The organism is Mucilaginibacter oryzae (assembly GCF_003148845.1).
In the GTDB taxonomy this organism is placed as follows: Bacteria; Bacteroidota; Bacteroidia; order Sphingobacteriales; family Sphingobacteriaceae; genus Mucilaginibacter; species Mucilaginibacter oryzae.
Window position 1 is genome coordinate 16,513 of sequence record NZ_QGHA01000005.1, and the last position, 19,620, is coordinate 36,132.

15 protein-coding genes and 2 pseudogenes are annotated in these 19,620 nt (G+C 44.6%); 8 read left to right on the plus strand and 9 right to left on the minus strand.

What is annotated here, in order from left to right:
- Nucleotides 1-3 precede the first annotated feature (3 nt).
- The 3 genes and pseudogenes from LX99_RS14160 to LX99_RS26075 all read left to right on the plus strand — a co-directional run bounded on the left by LX99_RS14160 (nucleotide 4) and on the right by LX99_RS26075 (nucleotide 2,055).
- Entirely contained in the window at nucleotides 4-450 is a 447-nt protein-coding gene (locus tag LX99_RS14160; protein WP_109608486.1) for a MauE/DoxX family redox-associated membrane protein, read from the plus strand.
- A gap of 79 nt (nucleotides 451-529) precedes the next feature.
- On the plus strand, nucleotides 530-805 hold the full coding sequence (locus LX99_RS14165) for a DUF6520 family protein (RefSeq protein WP_109608487.1): 276 nt from the start codon (nucleotides 530-532) through the stop codon (nucleotides 803-805).
- A 728-nt stretch (nucleotides 806-1,533) separates the two neighbouring features.
- Nucleotides 1,534-2,055: pseudogene (locus LX99_RS26075) on the plus strand (M12 family metallopeptidase).
- Between the two features lie 294 nt (nucleotides 2,056-2,349).
- On the opposite strand, the gene LX99_RS14185 reads toward LX99_RS26075, so the two are convergent.
- The 9 genes and pseudogenes from LX99_RS14185 to LX99_RS14220 all read right to left on the minus strand — a co-directional run bounded on the left by LX99_RS14185 (nucleotide 2,350) and on the right by LX99_RS14220 (nucleotide 12,148).
- The gene (locus tag LX99_RS14185) at nucleotides 2,350-2,805 is read right to left on the minus strand and encodes an SLATT domain-containing protein (protein ID WP_022831298.1); all 456 of its coding nucleotides are present in this window, start codon (nucleotides 2,803-2,805) and stop codon (nucleotides 2,350-2,352) included.
- The gene (locus LX99_RS14190) at nucleotides 2,806-5,259 is read right to left on the minus strand and encodes a hypothetical protein (RefSeq protein ID WP_022831297.1); all 2,454 of its coding nucleotides are present in this window, start codon (nucleotides 5,257-5,259) and stop codon (nucleotides 2,806-2,808) included.
- Between the two features lie 11 nt (nucleotides 5,260-5,270).
- A complete protein-coding gene (locus LX99_RS14195; protein WP_022831296.1) occupies nucleotides 5,271-6,230 on the minus strand; it encodes a hypothetical protein in 960 nt (319 codons plus the stop codon).
- Nucleotides 6,231-6,249: 19 nt separating this feature from the next.
- Entirely contained in the window at nucleotides 6,250-7,068 is an 819-nt protein-coding gene (locus LX99_RS14200) for a hypothetical protein (RefSeq protein ID WP_109608490.1), read from the minus strand.
- 430 nt (nucleotides 7,069-7,498) lie between these two features.
- Nucleotides 7,499-7,795, minus strand: a complete 297-nt coding sequence (locus LX99_RS14205) for a hypothetical protein (RefSeq protein ID WP_146203125.1) — start codon at nucleotides 7,793-7,795, stop codon at nucleotides 7,499-7,501.
- Between the two features lie 1,027 nt (nucleotides 7,796-8,822).
- On the minus strand, nucleotides 8,823-10,229 hold the full coding sequence (locus LX99_RS14210; protein ID WP_170122701.1) for a TlpA family protein disulfide reductase: 1,407 nt from the start codon (nucleotides 10,227-10,229) through the stop codon (nucleotides 8,823-8,825).
- Nucleotides 10,230-10,244: 15 nt separating this feature from the next.
- A complete protein-coding gene (locus LX99_RS14215; protein ID WP_146203126.1) occupies nucleotides 10,245-10,970 on the minus strand; it encodes a RagB/SusD family nutrient uptake outer membrane protein in 726 nt (241 codons plus the stop codon).
- A 30-nt stretch (nucleotides 10,971-11,000) separates the two neighbouring features.
- Nucleotides 11,001-11,300, minus strand: a pseudogene (locus LX99_RS26480) (RagB/SusD family nutrient uptake outer membrane protein); the annotation flags it as partial.
- Complete coding sequence (locus LX99_RS14220) at nucleotides 11,282-12,148, minus strand: AAA family ATPase (RefSeq protein ID WP_146203127.1); 867 nt, start codon at nucleotides 12,146-12,148, stop codon at nucleotides 11,282-11,284. The gene LX99_RS14220 and the pseudogene LX99_RS26480, both read right to left, overlap by 19 nt.
- A 42-nt stretch (nucleotides 12,149-12,190) precedes the next feature.
- On the opposite strand from LX99_RS14220, the gene LX99_RS14225 reads away from it, so the two are divergent.
- From LX99_RS14225 to LX99_RS14245, 5 genes are all read left to right on the plus strand, one after another.
- Nucleotides 12,191-13,525 carry a serine hydrolase domain-containing protein gene (locus tag LX99_RS14225; RefSeq protein ID WP_245927918.1) on the plus strand — a complete coding sequence of 445 codons (1,335 nt, stop codon included), beginning with the start codon at nucleotides 12,191-12,193 and terminating at the stop codon, nucleotides 13,523-13,525.
- Nucleotides 13,526-13,634: 109 nt separating this feature from the next.
- A complete protein-coding gene (locus tag LX99_RS14230; RefSeq protein ID WP_109608496.1) occupies nucleotides 13,635-14,228 on the plus strand; it encodes an RNA polymerase sigma factor in 594 nt (197 codons plus the stop codon).
- Between the two features lie 83 nt (nucleotides 14,229-14,311).
- Nucleotides 14,312-15,301, plus strand: a complete 990-nt coding sequence (locus tag LX99_RS14235) for a FecR family protein (protein ID WP_109608497.1) — start codon at nucleotides 14,312-14,314, stop codon at nucleotides 15,299-15,301.
- A gap of 185 nt (nucleotides 15,302-15,486) precedes the next feature.
- Entirely contained in the window at nucleotides 15,487-18,690 is a 3,204-nt protein-coding gene (locus LX99_RS14240; RefSeq protein WP_245927919.1) for a TonB-dependent receptor, read from the plus strand.
- Nucleotides 18,691-18,701: 11 nt separating this feature from the next.
- The gene (locus LX99_RS14245) at nucleotides 18,702-19,472 is read left to right on the plus strand and encodes a DUF4397 domain-containing protein (RefSeq protein ID WP_109608499.1); all 771 of its coding nucleotides are present in this window, start codon (nucleotides 18,702-18,704) and stop codon (nucleotides 19,470-19,472) included.
- The last annotated feature ends 148 nt before the right edge of the window (nucleotides 19,473-19,620 follow it).

Sequence of the window (19,620 nt, forward strand, 5' to 3'; positions counted from 1 at the left end):
GCTATGAAAAAAGAAATATTTTACGAGTTGATCACCGGCATCCTGGTACTGCTCTTCCTGTACACCGGCTTAAGCAAGCTATTGGATTTCGGGAACTTTAGCATTGCCATGCGCTTTCAGCACCTGCCGGATTGGATGACTACGCCGTTGACCTACTTTTTGCCTATATCGGAAACCGTCGTAGCCGGCTTGCTGATACCGGACAGGAGCCGGCTGGCAGGGCTTTACGCCTTTCTTGTGATGATGACCTGTTTCACCCTATACGTCGGCGCGGCGTGGCTTCACCTGTTCTCAAGGGTACCCTGTGCCTGCGGCGGGGTATTTAAATCGCTGGGCTGGGGAGCACATTTTTTTCTGAACTTTTTATTTACCGGAGTAGCGCTGGCAAACGCCAGGTATTACCGGTCCAAACATCATTCACCAACTAAACAAAAGCCTATCAAGGCTTAAGATATTTCTCGCGCGCGAAATCAGGTTAAAGCGGGTCCTGTGGTAAAATCCGCCAACAATTTTTAAACATTAAAACACCATGAAAAAGATCAGAATGGGCCTTATGGCCATTGCAGCCCTATCGGGCGTGGGCAGCGCATTTGCTTTCAGCCCTAAACCACAGGCAACCACTTATTACGCCAGGCAAACTGCCGGTAACGGTTTCCACTGGACCAAAACGGTACCGAACCCAAACACAGCACAGTGTTTAACCGTAACGAGCCGCATTTGCCAGATTTCGACCAACACGGCGCCAAGCGATAACCAGATCCCGGCGGGCCACACCGCGACTGACCGCGTTTTCGTAACGCTTTAATTAACGATGCCAGCTGCCGGCAAGGCCGACAGCTGGTTTTTTGCTAACGGATAATGGCCGGTTCTAAAAAATGTTCGACAAAAAACCGGAACATTCTTATAACGGTTCTTATCCAACTTTCACGGAGCATTGAATACTTCTTCGATTTCCATTTGTTAATATTTCAAGCCGATTCCATAGTCGAAAAACGGTTCTTCGACGGTTTTCCTGTAAACTGTGTTACAGGTTGTTACTTTCCTACTATAAGCTACTGGCCTTCAGCACGCAATTAGTTTCTGGATGCAAAAGTAGATTGTGAACTATATCCTCGAAATATCAAAGCTAAGTATCAATTGTCTAAGGAATGATACACGTTGGAGGACAGTAGAAGCGTTATTGTATAAACTGCCAATTCAAACTATACAAAAAGCTCTAATTACTATTCTTAAAGTATTGTTTTTCAATATTTTATTTCTAATATTAACAAGGTAATCCTAACCCTTGCTCCAATGAAACCTTTCAAAAATTTTTCTTTTGTATCGCTTTGGATTTTGGTGTCCTGTAAGCACCGGCCACCATTTTGAGAAGCATGTGCGCCGGCACAGGCCTTTCCCGGTGAATCGGGAATCGAAAAAGTTGTTCAGATCGGCAATAATAAATTGCATTACCTTGAAATAAAAGGAGAGGCAGTTTGGAAAGGCGATATCATCCTTAGCAAAGCCCAGTTAAAGGCAGATACCAGTAAGTCCTTGTTTGGCGCAGCCACGCTTGGGCGTCGTTGGCCGGATGGTATCGTTTATCATAAAATTGACAGCGCCTTGCCAAACCAATCCCGCATAACTGATGCCATAAAAAACTGGGAAACGCACAGTAATGTCCGGTTCAAAGTAGCGGATGCGGTTACCGAAAATTACGTATTATTTACTACTGGTGGAGGCTGTTCTTCCTATATAGGTATGACGCGTGGTGAACATTTTACGCATTTGGCCAATGGATGCAGTGTTGGAAATGTTGTACGTTAGATCGACCATGACTTGGGTTTGTTCCACGAGATCATCAGGGCAGACAGGGATAATACCATTACGATCCAATGGAATAATATTATTTCCCGGTTTAAGGTGAATTTTAAAACCTACATTCAGAATGGCGATTCAGGCTTTGATGATGGCCCGTTCGATTTAAAATCGGTGATGATGTATGCCTGTTTAAAAAGAAATGATAAAGTATTTGCTCCTCATTCCTGCTCTGCTTCTTTATTTAAATGTGAATGATCAGAGGCCTTATCATCAGTTGATACAAAACCAGGTCGTCTATATTCGCGGTCTGAAGTTGGCGGATGGGGCGTTCATGGATAATGGTCAACCTGAGACCCGAAATACGGGCTACCGCATAACCACTATAATGGTAACCTGGCAGCTATCGGCCTGGTGGTACAACCTACTACTGATAATATTGCGGCAGCTAAGCATTGGATGCAATGGTATTTGCGGCACCTAAGTGGGACTGACGGATTTACAAACGACTTTTTTACACCATCGCCTCTCGATACCAGCAATTACAATAGATTAGGATTTGTTAGAGATTTGTTGCTCCGATTTGGATTTAAACCACGATTGGTTGAGTTCATCCAAAATGGCTTGGTACTCCTGCTTTAGATGGCTGAGCATTGCTTCATCAATTGTTTTCTCAGTCTTCAATAAAAAGTTAACGTTAAACCTGAGTGAATAAAAGCGATTGAGCGCGTTATTATTTGCTGACCATAATTCTTTATAGCTGTAATATGAGTTATATCCACTTAATACAGTAAGAACACAACTGATAAGAAGCGCTATATTCTTTACGCAATCCGGTGAAAAATCCGTTTTTAATCCTAATATCAATGTATTAATTGCTGTAAGGATTATTAAGGCAGAAAAAAAACTCGCTGCTTTTTTTCGATAAAAAATCCTTCTGTCGTCTATTCCTTTAATCCTTTCTTCTACTTCTTGTGAAAGGAAGGTAAGTGGTGCATTTTCTTCCATCTATTTTTTTGGGATTTTTTGGTAAATCAATGAGGCTAATTTGTTAACCTGTTCGGCTTTTTTTAAAAACATTGACCCAACAAAAATTTGAGTATCAGGTAAATTATTCAATTGAAAAAGTCTTTTAGTAGCGTCAATTATTTTCTCGTGCGCACTGCTCATTTTACCTAGACCGTAAAGGCGCTGTGCTTCAAAGTATTCAACTTCAATCTCGGTAGCTAAATAGGTAGGGTGTAAGTCATAAAACAAATCGATCATGTTGAATAGCGTTTTGATTTCTGTAATACACTCTCTCGCCATAATTATTAAGGACTCATCTGGTTTTGCAATCTGCATCTCAAATTTTCTAACACATAGATCAGCAACGGAATTCAAAACAGCTATATAGTTCTTAATGATCAACTTTGAAGCTTCCGTTTTAACAGCACCATTTATTAATAACTGATATTTTAACTGCGCGGATTTCATCATTTGAAGAGCCATGTCTATCTCATACTTTATAGCCTCTTCTTCGTTCGGCGCTTTTTCTATTTTCTTGTAGGCGGCAGCGACATGGCACAAGCCTATTCCCTGAAAAATTCTTGGATCTTCCAGCTCAGCATAATTTAAACCACGTGATATTTTCATGGCTTGATCCTCCAGATCATTTCTCCTGTATAGCCACAATAACAAGTAATTGATTTCATTTAATAATTCCTGATTGCCTTGCACATAGTGAAGTTTGGATTGGACTTCAATATGTTTAAAGTCAATTCTTTCATATTGAAGTTTGACGATTTCGTACTGACGTTCAAGATCTAAAATAATCCGTTCCTCAGAATATTTATCATTTACGCCAGCAACCTGCTTGGAGCTTGGCCGAAATTTGCTTTGCGCTACGAAATTTAAATATGTAAAAATAAGTGAACGTAGCGTTTTATAGTAAATTGAATTATCATTCCTGAAATACAGTTCATCCATGATCTTTTTGACATGCTGTTTAAGCAGCGCCTGGTTCTTTTCAGTTGCTTCCGCACTTAAGTTCAGGAACATGTAGAGTCTGTCTTTTAAAGCAGAATTAAAGGAATCGCTGATCAATAATAAGTTTGGAAGATGTTGGTAAGGATTTTTAATGACGTCTCTTCCCGGTCTGTACTCAGGCTCGAATTCCTCTAATTTCCAAAAGGTTTCAATTACTTCATATTCGAGCCTCAGCTGCGAGACGCTGCTTTCGAGCGCGTAGATCTTCGACTGATATAAGTTTTTATTCTTGTTGACTTCATTGATAATTTGCGTGAGTTCTTCTAATGGCAATGGCCCTTCTGTTTGTCCCGAGGTAAGTCTGTTAAAAGTCTCTTCGTATTTTTCGTAGACACTGAAATTGAAATGGTTTTCTAAAACATTGGGGTTGTCGTCAAAAAGTCGTTTAATAATAACAATTACATTGTTTTTCCCTGCCGTTGTCAAATGTTCATTTTGAGATGCATTCTCTGAAAATTGCTGAAGTAGTTCCTTGAGATCCGTAAGAATATGCAGCGCTATTTGTGGATTGTGTGCATACTCATTTTTCAATCTGTCAAATAGAAAATACTGATAAATATTTCTATGTAATGTCTTGTTTTGAGTAATATTTTGACTTGTAACGTTTTGTTCGATCAGTTTGACTATATCCGATGTTTTTTTGGCTGAAGACAAATAATTCAAGCAGTATTTATTTTTAAGTTCCTTTTCGAGTCTGTCATTGATTTTTATACTTCTTTCGATGGCTTGGATGTCCCTGAAAGTATTTTCAAGGAAAATATGTCTTTCGGCCGGTTTTTCAACAATGAGTTGCTTTCTGTTTTGCTCGACATAGTCTCTGAAAACTTGGGCGGAGGCAGATGTTGGATTGGTAGACTCGAATATGGCGTCGATTTGCTCTCTATCTTTTTTGTTTTTTACAGGTATATCAATAATATTTAAGCGTGTTTTGATAAATAAAAAAAACTCCTGGAGGATCGAATAACTTTTGTCGTTTAGAATAAGAAGCAATAAAATTATTTCCAAATTATTTTTAACAAACTCTTCCGTTTTTTCAGGATTGCTTAAAAAGTTGTCCGTTTCTTTTTTAAGATCGTCTAAATTTTTGATGGTCGCTTTTACATCCCTTAGTACCTTGTTCAATTTGTTTTTTGCCGCGATCAATTCTATCTTATATTCATTCAGAAGAATACAATTGGTGCTGTTAAGTTTACCGAAAAAGTAATCGTAGCATATGTATTTTTGAGCCTGGAAATTCCTGTCACTTTTCGAAAATAATTCGATCTTGATGTAAGGCATATAATTCTCCATTATATCAAATGTATCCAAAGAATACAAAAAGTTATATCCATCCATTGAAAGACGAATGTCTTGCATTACACCTTCGATATCTTGCGGAGTGAAGCAGGTTAATATGAAGTGAAAATGGTTGCGATTGTCGGGTGCTGTTGGCATACTTTCTATGTTTAATAAGTATTCGATGTTATTATTTCCTCGAAACTTTGGTCTATTGACCCGTCATCTACTGTGTCGGTCTCTTCCATTAAGGGAGGAATAATTGCTGCTCCATGTATTCTGCTATCAAGATCTTTTCCTATGTCAAAAATGTCACGGTAATTGTTTTCCCGGCTTTTTTTTAGCGATAAAAAGCTTTCTACCTGCCATTGCTCAAGATTTATATACTCAGAATATAATACAAAATAGTAAGCCTCAAGGTTGTCGTATAAGATTGACTTTAAGATGTTCCTATCGTCCTCGACCCTTACGGTTATCAATTCGCTTACAATTTTATTATAAGACTCATTCTGTAGAGCGACATCGTTAGCAAGGGCGTCAATACTCAATGATTGGTTAGTAAAATATGCCCGTTCCTGGTTCAGATATACCACATCCTCAATTCTAACTCGATCTTCCTGTTTCTTTAATCTTAAACATCTCCTTTTAATATTTTCAAGTAAAATCTTGGGATCAGGTGATTGCTCCTTTGCCGTTCGAAATGCGGCTTCGCTGTTGATGTGGCTGGTGATCCCGTTGTTCCTGAGTTCATCCTGATTAGCAGCAATCAAGTCAATAGTTTTTTGATAAAATTTAAAGAAGGAGCTTAACATTAATTTTGCTTGATCTGTCAACTCGAACCCGTACAGCAAGGGCAGTAGCTTTTCTTCAATTTCATGGCGGTTCCCACTGATCAGCAATTTGTTTACAGTCATGAAACTATAAATTTTATCTTGGTTCTTTTGGACAGGAATCATCTTTTCCGCATGGTGAATATCTCTTGTGAGAGAAATCGATTTGAACCCGATAATTTTTTCATCTTCATCTTCTTGCGTAAAAAAGTTTCCATGATCATCTTTAAATATAGATGTTAAAAAACGGTCTGCTTCGACGGTTGCGACCATGACTCCGATATAGTAGAAATTATTCATGTTTGTCTCTCCGAAGCTATTAGACAGTTTTATTAAGGATTTCAGAAACCTTTTTCCGCATTAAAGAATGGTACTCAAAGTTTTCTAAAGGTTGCCCGTAATTTTCAAATTGCTCTACTTCCCCGTAGTGTTCCAATAGAATATTTGGAAATCTAGCGTTAAAATGTTTTGACCAGTAGGGTTTTGTATAGTACAAATAAGGTATAACGATATGTGACGGCTCAAATGCCACATTCGACCCGTATTGGACTTCAAATGTATAAAGCTGTTTACCTGCCTTTAAATCCCCTTTAGCTGCCTTTTCGTACATCTTTATCATTTCTTCCAGTTCAATACATACATCCTTAAATAGCAGCAGATTTTCCATATCCACATCCCCCCTCATATATCGTTCGTGTGTTTTATAAATCAGTTTTATATAGCCCAGAATATGCTTCAGCTGTGGCAGTTCATAGGTGTACCTATCTTTGGTATAACCAGTTTTGACTTCATACCTAGGATAACCACCTGAGTCAAAAGGCAGTATCCTCTTCATCTGTTCTTTTACTGCATTGGGGTTGAAAATAAAGCAAACCGGGGGATCGTCAGTATAACTTGCCATCTCATCTTTATCAATAACATAGTTAGCCTTTCCATAGAAAAAATAAACAAGATCTTCCAAATAAACCTTGCATGGCATGGCTTTCGCGTAATTTTTCGTAATAATGTCGGTTGCATAGCCTTCCCTTGTAGTGTGACAAAAGGACAAAATTTCATCAGGATTGACCGAATCAGGGCTGAACCTGTCAATAAGTTCCCGGAACGAAAGTATGGGTTCTGCGAAGTTTTCAGTTGCCATAATCGAATAATATTGATTGACCAAATAACTCCGCGTGTCCGGCCTCAGGAAAAAATAATGTAAACATAACGTGTTAGGATTAGGTGTTTAACCACGACTGATATTCAGACTGTTAATATAATATTAATATTTAATATTTAATATTTCATCGCGCAACTCAAATGAAAAATAATTTTGATTTTTAAATTAATTATTTTTTTAGGGGTCACAGCTAAATTCATTTACGGGAAACGTGCCTACACTGTTAAGCAGCCTAAGGCAAAAAGATCATTTCCTGCCTGACATTTCGGGAAATCAGAGAGAATAAGTGGCGATCCAACCTTAAAAAGGGCAAACTGATAGAATGTTGGAAGGTCGTTGTTATCTTATTTAATTGGAAAATGTCATTAGCCAATCAGGAATATCGTGATGCTTCTCAGGCCATGCGCGCCTAAAACCGGGGACTGTTCGATATCGGCGGTTTCGAGGGGCCGGCGATGAACGCTACCCAACCAAAATCCAAACCGGCAATACGGTCATAAGCGTCATTCATGTTGGCGACCTGGTCAGTTGCGCAGACTATGGCGACGAGGTGCTGGGTGATAAAGAGGATGACGCGATGTCCAAGCTGATCCTCAGTGATCCATGCCGCCCCGTTTTCGGCAACACCAAAATGTGGTTTGATAATGGCGATATCAACGTTGTCATAACTATGTGGATCCATTTCATCACCTGCATCGAATGACAATTCAGCAAACTACGCGTCACAGGTGAAAATACGTTGCAAGCCAGATATGGCACCCCTTATTTGGAAGTCGTCATAGAAGATACAGTTGCTGAAAATCAGTATTGGGGATTCACCATCATCACTCGCACTGCTGGCAGATAAGTCAAAAAAAGACACTGTTCCCATAATTCGCTACTATAAAAAGCTAAGCACTTATTCAATTCCGCTTTTTCAAATTTAAAGTTGCCGTCAACTACAGCGTTGAAAAATTCAATTTGCTCAGCATTTTATTGACTTCCAGTGATTTCAAGTCCAGATAAATTTGCTTGAATAAATCCGTCTTTAAGACTTGGTAGAGCTAATAGTTTCCGAAGGTCAAAAATTTCTGGTTGCGTTAACATTTGTGTTTAAAATCTTTATAATTATTACTAGAATATTGAAGCTTTTAATTGAGCATTTAATCTAAACAATATCAAGAAATACCTATAAATGCCGAAACGACACAAGTAAGAAAATTTAAGTAAAATGATAATTGGAAAAGGAACGATTGGGGGACTATTAAAGGTGTCAAAAAGACTAACTACAATCATTTTTGATTAATGGGTACATAGCTAATTAAAAAAATATACTTTTGCAAAGATCTCCACACCTTTGGTGGCAGGACAAAATCAAAAATGGCCTAAATTTAGGTCAAATAAATTGTTGCCCGCTTGTAAGCAAAATTTATAACTTATTGATTTACATCGTATAAGCACTTTCTGTATCGATAATTCGAATTGCAAATACTCGAACATAAAGATATCGGTTAACTATAATTGGGGGAATCATCATATACTGTACTTCTATAAAATGATAATTTCTGAAGGTATAAATGATATTCGTCGCCAGGAATGCTGCATTTTCAAATGGTAAGAGCAGATCCTTTTTAAAAACCACGATGCATAGAATTGGCCTCCAATATTATACAGCCAAAGGGTCAAAGTTGTCCTTAAACGCCTGTTATACAGCGACTGTATAACTATTGGTAATACATTCGCTATAAAGAACCTCAAAGATACTGATCAATCAATGCCGATAAACCCCTCTCATCCAGCTCCGGCTTTGGACAAAGCCTCCCCTCCCTATCGATTACTATAATGGTCGGATAACCATGCACATCAAAATCTTTGATGACCTCATGCCGGTCCCCTTTGCCCTCCGTATAAAAATTGACCGCCAGCGGAGAAGTATATTCATTCGTCTTCAGCGTCGCCAGCCATTGCCCCCGGGTACGGTCAATGGATATGGAAATAAACACCACCGGCCGGTGCTCATATTTCCGCTCGACTTCAAAAAGAACCGGTGCCAAAGCCTTACAGGCACCGCATCCCGTAAACCAGAAATCCAGCACCACCACCTTTCCCCTGTAATCACTCAGTTTAACCGGCTTATTTTCCGCATCCCGCAAAATAAAATCCGGCGCGACCGAACCGGTTAAACTCATCGCCCTGATCTTTCCAAGCACCGCGCGGAACCCTGTGTTTTTAACAAATCCCAAAGCGTCTTCCAGATCCGCAGCAGCAAGCTCAGGGCTATTTCTTTTCAGCATAAAAAGCTCCGTGACCAACTGCTCCCGCATGGCACCCGTAAAATCCCGGGATTCAAAACGGTAACAATCATGCAGGTTGAACTTTCTACGGGCAAGTATACAGGAATCGACCAGGTATCGCTGGTAGACCAGTTCCACCGAGAAACCCGATGTCGGCCCACCGGAACTATCCGCGACAACAAAAGACGGATAACCGTTAAAAGGCTTATCCAATTGCCTGATAGCTTTAATAAATTTCTCCTGCAGGTCGGCAGGTTGATGCAGGCAGGTATAGGTTACATAACCGTATTTCGAAGCCAGCGCCCCTGCCATGATATTATTTTTTAAAACGCGGTACGCAGGGATCCCGACCTCAGTTTTCCGGCTTTCCAGGTAATCCAGGCATATCGCCGCACCCGAATCGATCCGGGCTAACGATACCGGCAAAACATCCGGCGCGTAAACGGTTTTGAACCTACGCCTGTAACCTTCCTGCAAAGCTTCTATCTCTTGCTGTACAACGAACCTCGACGCGGACGGCCCCCTAAAAAACAATCGGTTGTCACGGATCGTAAAATCCAGGTCGTCGCTCGGGAACAGCAGCAAGGCCGGGACATTTTTGATGTCCAGCCTGCCAAACTGTATCTGTACGAAGCGCGGCGTGTCTGACACCGGAATTTGCAATTCGAAACGAGAACCTTTCGCCTCCGCCGTAAAGGCCCTCTTCAACTCACCTAAGCGCCCGAGGTACGGGCAGACCGTAATCGTAACGCTATCTCCGGTTTTCAGGCCATCAACGCTCCCGCTGATGCTGACTTTGTGCTCAATGGCGTATAACCGGCTGCAGGTAAGTATTCCGATAAAAAACAAAACAATTATTCTATTCATCGTCATCATCAATTATTACCTTGGATTCTGTGTCAGCCCGCCCAGTTGCACTTCGATATCCGGGATGGGAAAAGCATATTTAGGGTCATTCGGCGGCAGGTGATAATCAGCACCGCCGACCGTCCGCCGGAGCGTGACGGCCAAACGGCTGTCGAGGTTGAGGCGGCGCAGGTCCGTCCAGCGTAGCCCGCGGAGCAATAATTCCTTTTGCCGTTCCTTAAGCACCTGAAGCAGTGCATCGCCAGCGTTAGCAGCCGTATAAGGAATAAATGTACCTGTCTTCCATCGGGTAACCAGCAAGGCATTCAAAGCGGCCATCGCGCCTTCGGCGTCCCCCGCCCTCGCCAGGCACTCCGCTTTGACCAGGTAAACCTCATCAACCGCAAGCCCGTCATACTTTAAGCCTTTGTAATCATAGGAACCGACAAAGCGCGGGTATTGCGACAGGCCATCGAGGATCGCGAAGAATTTGGTTTTGCGCAGGTCGTTCGCGTCGTAACTGTTGTACAGGTCGGGTCCGATGTAACTGTCCCGCCGCACGCTGTATACGACGTGCCCGACCATATTTGCATGGAAAATATCCTCGGAGAGATAAGTGTTATGGATACCGGTCGTCGTCGGCTTATTCAGCGTATTATAATCGCTCAGCGTAGCATACTGCGCAAGGCAGGCATTCGCGTAATCAAGCGCCGCAGGGTACCCGCCCATCGCCAGGCTGATCCGGGCCAGCAGGGCGTTCACCGCAGGCTGCGACGGAGCAGTCTTATAAACCGGTGTAACGGGTAAAGCCGGGAGCGCAGCCTGAAGGTCTGCTATTACTCTCGCATAACAGTCCGCAATGCTGGACCTGCCTGGATGCGTATTGAGGTCGGAACTCAACCGCAGCGGTATACCCGGCTGACTGGCAGCCTGAGTTATATCATAAGGCAACGCGAAAGTTTGCAGAAGCCCATAAAAAGCCCAGGAGCGGTAAAATAGCGAACTGGCTTTAACCTGTTCATAAGCGGATTTTTCATTCGATGTCGGCGTGATGCCGGGCAGCGCATCCAGAACTACATTCGCGTAATATATTCTAGGTCATCAACGCTTAAAACCCTTTTGCCCTGACTAATCAAGAAAGATTCATATTCTATAATTTTTCCTTTTAACTCAATAATGGCTGTTTCTCTTTTTAAGATCTCATCTTCTAAAAACGAGATTTTTTCAGCATTTAGTTCGATGCCCTTTTCTGTAGTCGTTATTTGCTGTTTAACAGTAGATGTTGCACTATCTTTTCTAAGCCCATCAGTATAAGATTCTAAATCTCCGATAAGGGCTTCATAAATATCTAAACCTAATATTTTTCCTAACGCATCGTTTAATACACTTCCCTCGTCTTTAGTCGAAAGTTCTGCCCAACTGGCAATTTTTTCCGCATCAAAAAAGACGAATTTTGCTGCTTCAATCGGAATAAGGTAATCGTTTACAAAAACTTTTTTATGATCCGTTTCTAAGAAAAGATTAGGGTTAATATTCTCAACTAAAATGTTAAAATCTTCACTACTGGTCCCTGTATTAAATGTTCTAATTAATTTACATTTATAATTATCGTCCGATTTTATATCTTTCGCATCAGGTAATTCTACTTTGCTGAACTCAATCTCAACAGAAAACTCTTCTACCCCGGAATTGGCTGCATCCCAATTTAAAGAACTCTTTAAAAATCTAGAGTAGTTACCTTCTTTATGGATTTCACGTTTAAAATTCTCATCTATTTTAGCGATATCGTCCCCATATAGGCACCAAACTAGTGACATTAAAAAATTGGTTTTTCCATAACCGTTTTTGCCACCAACTAATACTATATTTTTACTTCCTTCCGTTGATAGCTCAATAGTATTCCTAACTACTTCAATGGCGGAATCCTGGTCGCAGATCATGGTAAGATCATTTATCACAAGGCGTTCGGCTATGCAGATGTAATGGCAGGTAAATCCCTTGATACCAGCGCTCAATTTCAAACCGCATCGGTGTCGAAAGTATTTACATCCGCAGCAATTCTCCAGTTAGTTGAACGCAAAAAACTGATGTTGAATGATCCTGTAAAAAGTTATTTAAATGCATTTCCTTATCCCGAAATAACGATCCGGCATTTATTAACGCATACCTCAGGCTTACCGGACGTGGAGATCTATGATACCCTGCTGACCAGCGATCCGGAAAGAATCATTAAAAATACAGACTTGATATCGGCTTTACAGCTATCCGAGAAGCCATTGCACTTTATACCCGGGACTAAGTTCGACTATTGTAATACCGGTTATCAATTGTTGGCCTTGCTGGTCGAAAAGATCAGCGGTCGGACCTTTTCTGATTACCTTCAAAGAAATATCTTTCGGCCTGCATACATGTATCATTCCTACCTGAGAGCAGGCCTCCAGGGACTCCCGGTAAAAGACCACACCATATGGCCGATGTATACGGTAGCCCCCGCGATGTTGACCGTATCGCCGCTAAACGGGATCAGCCCTTTTGAAAAGCATCTCTATTATGATACGCACACCATGGGCGCTACTTATGGCGACCAGAACATCATTGCGACCACTGGCGACCTGCTGCGCTTTGAAAAGGCGCTGATCTCCGGGAAGCTGTTCAGCCGCAGCTTATTTAACGAAGCCGTTGCCCCACTGACACTGAACGATGGCCGGCGTTATACAGAGAATAACCAGGCATTGGGCGGCAATGGGAGCGCTTACGGGTTTGGCTGGGAAACTCATATCGCTGGCAATGACACCACAATCGGGCATTCGGGGTATAACCGCGGGATTTATGTTCAATATTATATCGACCTGAAAAATGATCGTACCATTATACTGTTCGATAATACCGAAGGGCCGTCATTCCTGCAAAAATTTTTGAATGTGTTGTGTATTCTAAAGGGGCAACCTGTAAAAAAGGTAGATCTCCGCTCGTCAGCAGTGCGCCTGTATGGCCGCGATTTGCTGGAAGGAGATCCTGAGATTGCGCTTATTCATTTAAACATCATGAGGCTCGATACGGCAAATTATCGGTTTACGCCACAACAAATGAATCAACTGGGATATGATTTCTTGAGATCCGGGCTTATCGATAGAGTAATGGAGACATTCAAGATCAATCTGCTGCTTTTTCCACAAGACTTTAACCGCTATGACAGCTACGGAGACGCTTTACTTGCCGCCGGTAAAAAGGCAGCAGCACTTGCCATGTATGAGCAAGCGCTTTCACTCAACCCTGGTGCTGTAGAGGTCGGGAGGAAAATCGATAAGTTAAGATGAAGCAAAAAAAGCAAATAACTCCCTGCCACCCGGTCTGCGCTCATGTCCTACCAGCCTCTTTTATGCGGTGTTAACATATGCTTAACCTGTTATTGTTATTTTTGCGGAGGTGAAGCATTTTACAGATCAGGAATTGATGGCGCTGGTACAGGCCGGTGAAGAGCAGGCCTTTGCCGTATTGGCCCGGCGTTACCAGGAAACACTTTACCGCCATATCTACCAGAGGCTGGGTGACGAGGAGGATGCCAAGGACATCCTCCAGAATATTTACGTATCCCTTTGGAACAACCGTCATACGGTGCAGGTCACCGACTCCTTGCTGCCTTACCTTTCGCGCTCTGCCCGCTTTTCGGTGATCAACGAATATCTGTTCCGTAAAAAGCGGTTGGCTTTCGAGGCTTATGCGGCCTTGCTGATCGAACCGGTGTCCTTGCCGCAGGAAGATATTTTAATAGCCGAAGAATTACAGCAGGAATTTGAACAACAACTGCTGAAAATGCCGGGGGCGGTGCAGGAAGTGTTCCGCCTGAGCAGGCAGGAAGGCTTGTCGTCGAGAGAGATCGCGCTGCGGTTGGACCTTACCGAGCAGACCGTCAGGAACTATATTTCAACGGCGCTACGTTCCTTACGCGGACATCTGGCGAAAAAAGATGTGGCGCTGCTGCTGTTTGTGGCATCGGCCGTGCTCTTCCCCGAACAATAAACACTGTAGTTTACAATTCCCTAACCTAAAAGTATTCATTATTTAATGTTACATCCGGGCCATTTCCTTGATAATAGGGATGAATGGCAACGAAAGATGAACAACTCCAAGAATTGGCTGCGCGTTACGCGGCCGGCCAATGTACCCCGGAAGAACTCCGGCGGATAAACGCCTGGTACGAGTGCTTTGAAACCAACGGAAAAGTGTTACCCCCGGCTGATGAGATCAGCCGCGCCGCTGAAGAGGCCACGCTGGCCGCCTTAACGCAGATCCGAATGGGTGAACGGAAACGCCGGATCAGGCAGCTGTGGCTTCCGCTTATGAAACTGGCGGCTGTATTATTGCTGATCAGCTCGATAACGATCATTATTTACCGTGCCGCACAGCCGGTGCCGGTCAGCTGGCAGTGGCAGGAAGTAAGGGTGGCACCGGGTGCGCAAAAACAGCTGACCATGCCCGATGGTTCGGTCATTTCCCTGAATGGCGGTTCAAGCATCCGTTACCCCTCCACGTTCTGCAGCGGCCGCCGCGAGATCGAACTTCAAGGCGAAGCTTTTTTCGAGGTGGTTCATGATGTCAAACACCCCTTTATCGTGCATACGCGGCAGCTGAACATCCAGGTACTGGGGACTTCTTACAACGTGCAGGCCTATCCGGATGACGACGCTACCAAAGTAGGTGTGCTTACCGGGCGGGTGGGTGTGACCGACCATGGCAAACAGATCCCGAAAGCGGTGTTCCTCACACCGGGTCAACAATTGACCTACGCCCAAACTGGCTTTTCACGCAGTACCGTTGCGCTTGCAGCCATCAATGCCTGGCAGCAGCAGGTACTGGAATTTAAAGGCGAGACCATGGAACAAATCAGCAAGGTACTTGCGCGCACCTATGGCGTGACCTTCGTTTTTAAGGACCGCAGCTTGCTCAATAAGCGCTTCCAGTTCAGAAGCAAAAAAGAAAGCTTGGCCAATATCCTGAAACTGCTCAGCATTACCGGGGGAAACTTTCCTTACCGTATTACGGGGAGACAGGTGATCCTCGGAGCCACAGACTTAAATACAAGATCTAAATAAAAAAGGAGGCCGATCTCAGACAGTTCAACAAGACTATAACAAAAGGAACGCTCATGAAAAAAGCGAAAGTGGTGGAACACCTTCGCTTGACAAGCTTCATGACCATCAAGTGCTCAACCCAATTATCATTAAAAGCTATGTACAATTCTACGAAAAGAAGTGCAATTAAACGACCCTTATTATTTATGACACGTGTATCCCTGCTGGTGACCGTGATCACACTGACGCTCGCCGGAACACTGCTGGCCGGCGAGGTCCGCTCCCAGCGCCTGGACCAGGTCAGGGTATCTGCGGAACTGAAGAACAGCGACCTGAACGGATTGCTGGGCCAAATCTCCATACAGACCGGTTTCAACTTCGTATATGCCGAAGAACTCGGGCACCTGGCCCCCCTGGAGCTGTCCGTCCGTCAGCAAACGCTGGACAAAGTATTATCCGTGCTGTCGCGCCGCTATCACCTGCGTTTTGACCAGGTCAACGGCAGCATTGCCGTCACGCCCTTGCCGCCCCCGGCAAAACCGGGCAGGATAGCGGGCAAAGTATTTGACGAAAAAGGCGATCCGCTTCCCGGTGCCACCATTAAAGTTGTAGGGCCCGGTACGGCCCTGCAAAGCGCCGTTGACGGCAGTTTCAGTTTGACCTTACCGCCAGGCACGTATAGCCTGGAGATCAGTTTCGTCTCCTATCAAAGCCAGCAGGTTACCGGTGTGGTGGTGAACGAAAATAAGGTGACCGAACTCAATATCGCCATGAAAACAGCGAATACCACCCTGAACGGCGTTACCATCACCTCCACCTACCGCAAAGCCTCGACCAATGCGCTGTACACCCGGCAGAAAAATAGCCCGGGCATCACCGACGGGATCAGCGCCGAGCAGATCGAGCGCACGCCCGACAATAATATCGCTGAAACGCTCAAGCGCATCAGCGGACTGACCAGCCTGGATAACAAGTATGTGGTGGTGCGGGGACTCAGTGAGCGTTATAACCAGGCCATGATGAATGGACAACTGATGCCCAGCACTGAGCTGAACCGCAAGAATTTCAGTTACGACATCATCCCTTCCAATATGGTGGACAACGTGACCGTTACCAAAACACTTACCCCGGATCTGAGCGCGGAATTCGGCGGCGGCCTGGTGCAGGTCAACACGAAAGGCATCCCCAGTGAGAACTTTTTTTCATTGAGCCTGGGCTCTTCCGTAAATGACAAGACCACCGGTAAGGATTTCCGCTCACCGGCAATAGCGAACGACGAATATCTGGGCAATGTGCCCGCCAACCGGAAAATATTCGGTGCATTGAACTGGAAAAGCCAGGCCGATATCGTGAACAGCGGACCTTTCGCGAATGGCAGCCAGGATGATAAAACGCTGAAAGAACCTTCTTTATTTGCCAACAACTGGGGCATAAAAAGCTATACCCCGGCACCGGTATATAACGGTCAGCTATCGGCAGGACGGGTGCTGCACCTGCCCGGCGAACGGGCATTGGGCTTCCTGTTATCGGCCAGCTACCGGAATAACTGGCAAACCCAGGACATCCGCATGAGCCGGGACGGCTATCTCCCGGCTAACAGTGAAGAGGCCGGCTTTTCCGGCAAACGCTATGGTTTTGTCAGCAACATCGGCGGAACGGCCGGTATCGGCTATCAGACCGGAAGGCACAAGTTAAGCCTGCAGAGCATCTACCTGCGCACACTGGATCAGCAATTCTTCTTCGGTACCGGTATCCAGCAGGACCAGGGACAGACCGCGGGTTATTACGATATGATGACGGCAACCAGATTGTGGCAAAGCCAGTTGAAGAGCGAACACCTGATCGGCAATAAAGGCGTTAAACTGAACCTGGCGGCCAGTTATCTCACGCTGGACAGGCTGAAACCGGATAATAAACAGGCCAACTTTGAATATGTCGGCATCGGCGATGATAACCCGGCAAATCCTGCGTCAGACTTTAGCGTAACCCGCGCCGTTAGCGGCGGTATCAATGCCGGGGCCCTGCGCTGGTGGAGCCGGGCCTATGAAAAAGACTGGGCCTGGAACGCGGACCTTTCCATTCCCCTGCGGTTTGACATCGGCGGTCGGCGGGTAACCAATGTGCTCAAAACAGGCTATGCCGGCTGGAGCAAGGACCGGCTTTTCTGGGTGCTTATGACCGGGTCCAAAGGTTTCACGAACGAGAATACGCCTAAACCCCTGAGCGAGGTTTTTGACCCCGCGGGTGGCGGAGAGATCTATGCCTCCAAGTTTGGCGATGATTTCCATAAAAAGATGACCCTACATGCCGGTTATGTGATGTTCGACAGCAAGATCAACGAAAAATTACGATTGATATATGGCGTGAGGGGCGAATATTATAACCTTAACGGGGCAAACGCTATACTGGAGAACTATGTGTCCAATCAAAAGCAGGTTAACAAGGACCTGACCGATTACAGCGACCTGTATAACCGGGAACCCAACTGGAATTTCTTTCCTTCAGCGAACCTCACCTATGGGCTGACCTCCAAAATGAACCTCCGCCTGGCCTACGCCAAAAGCATTATCCGCCCCGATCTGCGCGAGATATCTTTCTTCAGGGAATATGATTTTGAATTGGGCGGGAACTACTGGAGCCAGTCGCCCATTATATCGACCCGGATACACCACCTCGATCTGAGGTATGAATGGTACCCCAGCGCGGGGGAAGTGCTGTCATTTTCGCTTTTCTACAAAAAGCTGCTGTACCCCATGGAGATATTTGCCATGCAGAACAGGTTGTTCGAACTGAGGAATGATAAAGATGCCGTCAACAAAGGTATCGAGATCGAGGCCCGGAAATCACTTGCCTTTACCGGTCTGCCCGTATTGAAGAACCTGACGCTTTACGGGAACTTTACCAGGTTATTTGCCACGGTAAGGACCATGAAGGTGAATTATACCGCGCTGGATAAGGACCACCCCAAGAAGCTTTTTGTGACCGAGGACATCGGACCGAAAGAGGACCGGCCGCAGTCCGGCGCCAGCAATTTCATGTTCAATGCCGGGCTGTATTATGACCAGGACCCGGTGTCGCTCAGCCTGAGCTATAACCAGATCAACAACCGCTTTTACCGTGTCGGTACGGCGGAAGTAGGCTCCCTTTACGAACAGCCGCTGCAGTCTTTCGACGGGCAGATCGCCGTAAAGCTCCTAAAGAACAAGGCTTCTTTGAAGTTCAATGTCAGTAACCTATTGAACAGCAAGTATATTATTTACGTCAACCGGTACGATGGCGGGGACTTTACGCCCAGGGACGGCAGTACACCTTCCACAAAGGACCTGTTATATCAAAAGGGAAAAGATATGCTGGACTATGAAGCCGGTCCCGGACGTACTTATTCCCTCAGTGTCAATTATCAATTTTAAAGAACACTTCAATGAAAACAACGATCAAATCGATCCTGATAGCCTGCTGTTTGCTGGCCTTCTCGTGTAAAAAGGAGGAGGCCGGATACGGCGATAAAACTTATTACGGAAATGTCAGCATCTCACAAGTCGGCCTGACAGATTCAGAGGCCCTGGACGTCTATTTCAATGGCAGCAAAATGCAGACCATCGCAGCCGACGGTACTTTAGGCGGCTTTCGTACGAAAGCCGGGCAAAAGGGCAAATTAGCGGTCTACAAGGCCAACACCAATACTTTACAAATGGACACGGACATCACCGTCCCGAAAAATGGCACGCTTTCTTTTAAAGTGATCTGTTCCCAGTCCCTGGGTGCTGTAGGCTTCATTGATGGTTCCCCGGTTGGACCGGATTCCGTCAAGGTGCAACTGATCAACAGTTTGAATACGACTTTATACCCTTATCCCAATGGCGTGGATGTTTGTGTGTACACATTAGTAGGTAATAAGATAGCCGATTCCGTCACCACGGTAAGGAATGTCAGGCCGGGAAAACTGGACCCCCGCGTTATTACCCTGCGACACGTCGACGCATCAGGCAAAGGGATCTTCCTGGTAGCGAAATTGAAGGACCCCGCGACACAAAAGTTCATCGGCAATACGTCCAACGGCGCGGAAATACTTTCTTTTCTGAATACTTCCGCCGGTTATAACGGCCGTTTGAACCTGATCCAGTATTACGACAACGGGGGCGACCGCAGCACGAACCGGATGCTGGTAAAGGTAACCACGCTGGTCTTGTAAGGATAGCTGTTCGACTAACTTCTGTTCAAGGTACGCAGTACTTCTTAGATCGGCATTTGAAACATTTTAAGATTTAAGGGGCTGTTTCCCCAAAGCAGCCCCTTATGACCTACATACTAAAAGGATTTTATGAGCCAGCCTGAGCTAC

Excerpts from the sequence above, each read along its gene's own strand:
- LX99_RS14160 (WP_109608486.1), top strand. The coding sequence starts at position 4 with ATGAAAAAAGAAATATTTTACGAGTTGATCACCGGCATCCTGGTACTG.
- LX99_RS14165 (WP_109608487.1), top strand. The coding sequence starts at position 530 with ATGAAAAAGATCAGAATGGGCCTTATGGCCATTGCAGCCCTATCGGGC.
- LX99_RS14185 (WP_022831298.1), bottom strand. The coding sequence starts at position 2,805 with ATGGAAGAAAATGCACCACTTACCTTCCTTTCACAAGAAGTAGAAGAA.
- LX99_RS14190 (WP_022831297.1), bottom strand. The coding sequence starts at position 5,259 with ATGCCAACAGCACCCGACAATCGCAACCATTTTCACTTCATATTAACC.
- LX99_RS14195 (WP_022831296.1), bottom strand. The coding sequence starts at position 6,230 with ATGAATAATTTCTACTATATCGGAGTCATGGTCGCAACCGTCGAAGCA.
- LX99_RS14200 (WP_109608490.1), bottom strand. The coding sequence starts at position 7,068 with ATGGCAACTGAAAACTTCGCAGAACCCATACTTTCGTTCCGGGAACTT.
- LX99_RS14210 (WP_170122701.1), bottom strand. The coding sequence starts at position 10,229 with ATGAATAGAATAATTGTTTTGTTTTTTATCGGAATACTTACCTGCAGC.
- LX99_RS14220 (WP_146203127.1), bottom strand. The coding sequence starts at position 12,148 with ATGATCTGCGACCAGGATTCCGCCATTGAAGTAGTTAGGAATACTATT.
- LX99_RS14225 (WP_245927918.1), top strand. The coding sequence starts at position 12,191 with ATGGCAGGTAAATCCCTTGATACCAGCGCTCAATTTCAAACCGCATCG.
- LX99_RS14235 (WP_109608497.1), top strand. The coding sequence starts at position 14,312 with ATGGCAACGAAAGATGAACAACTCCAAGAATTGGCTGCGCGTTACGCG.
- LX99_RS14240 (WP_245927919.1), top strand. The coding sequence starts at position 15,487 with ATGACACGTGTATCCCTGCTGGTGACCGTGATCACACTGACGCTCGCC.
- LX99_RS14245 (WP_109608499.1), top strand. The coding sequence starts at position 18,702 with ATGAAAACAACGATCAAATCGATCCTGATAGCCTGCTGTTTGCTGGCC.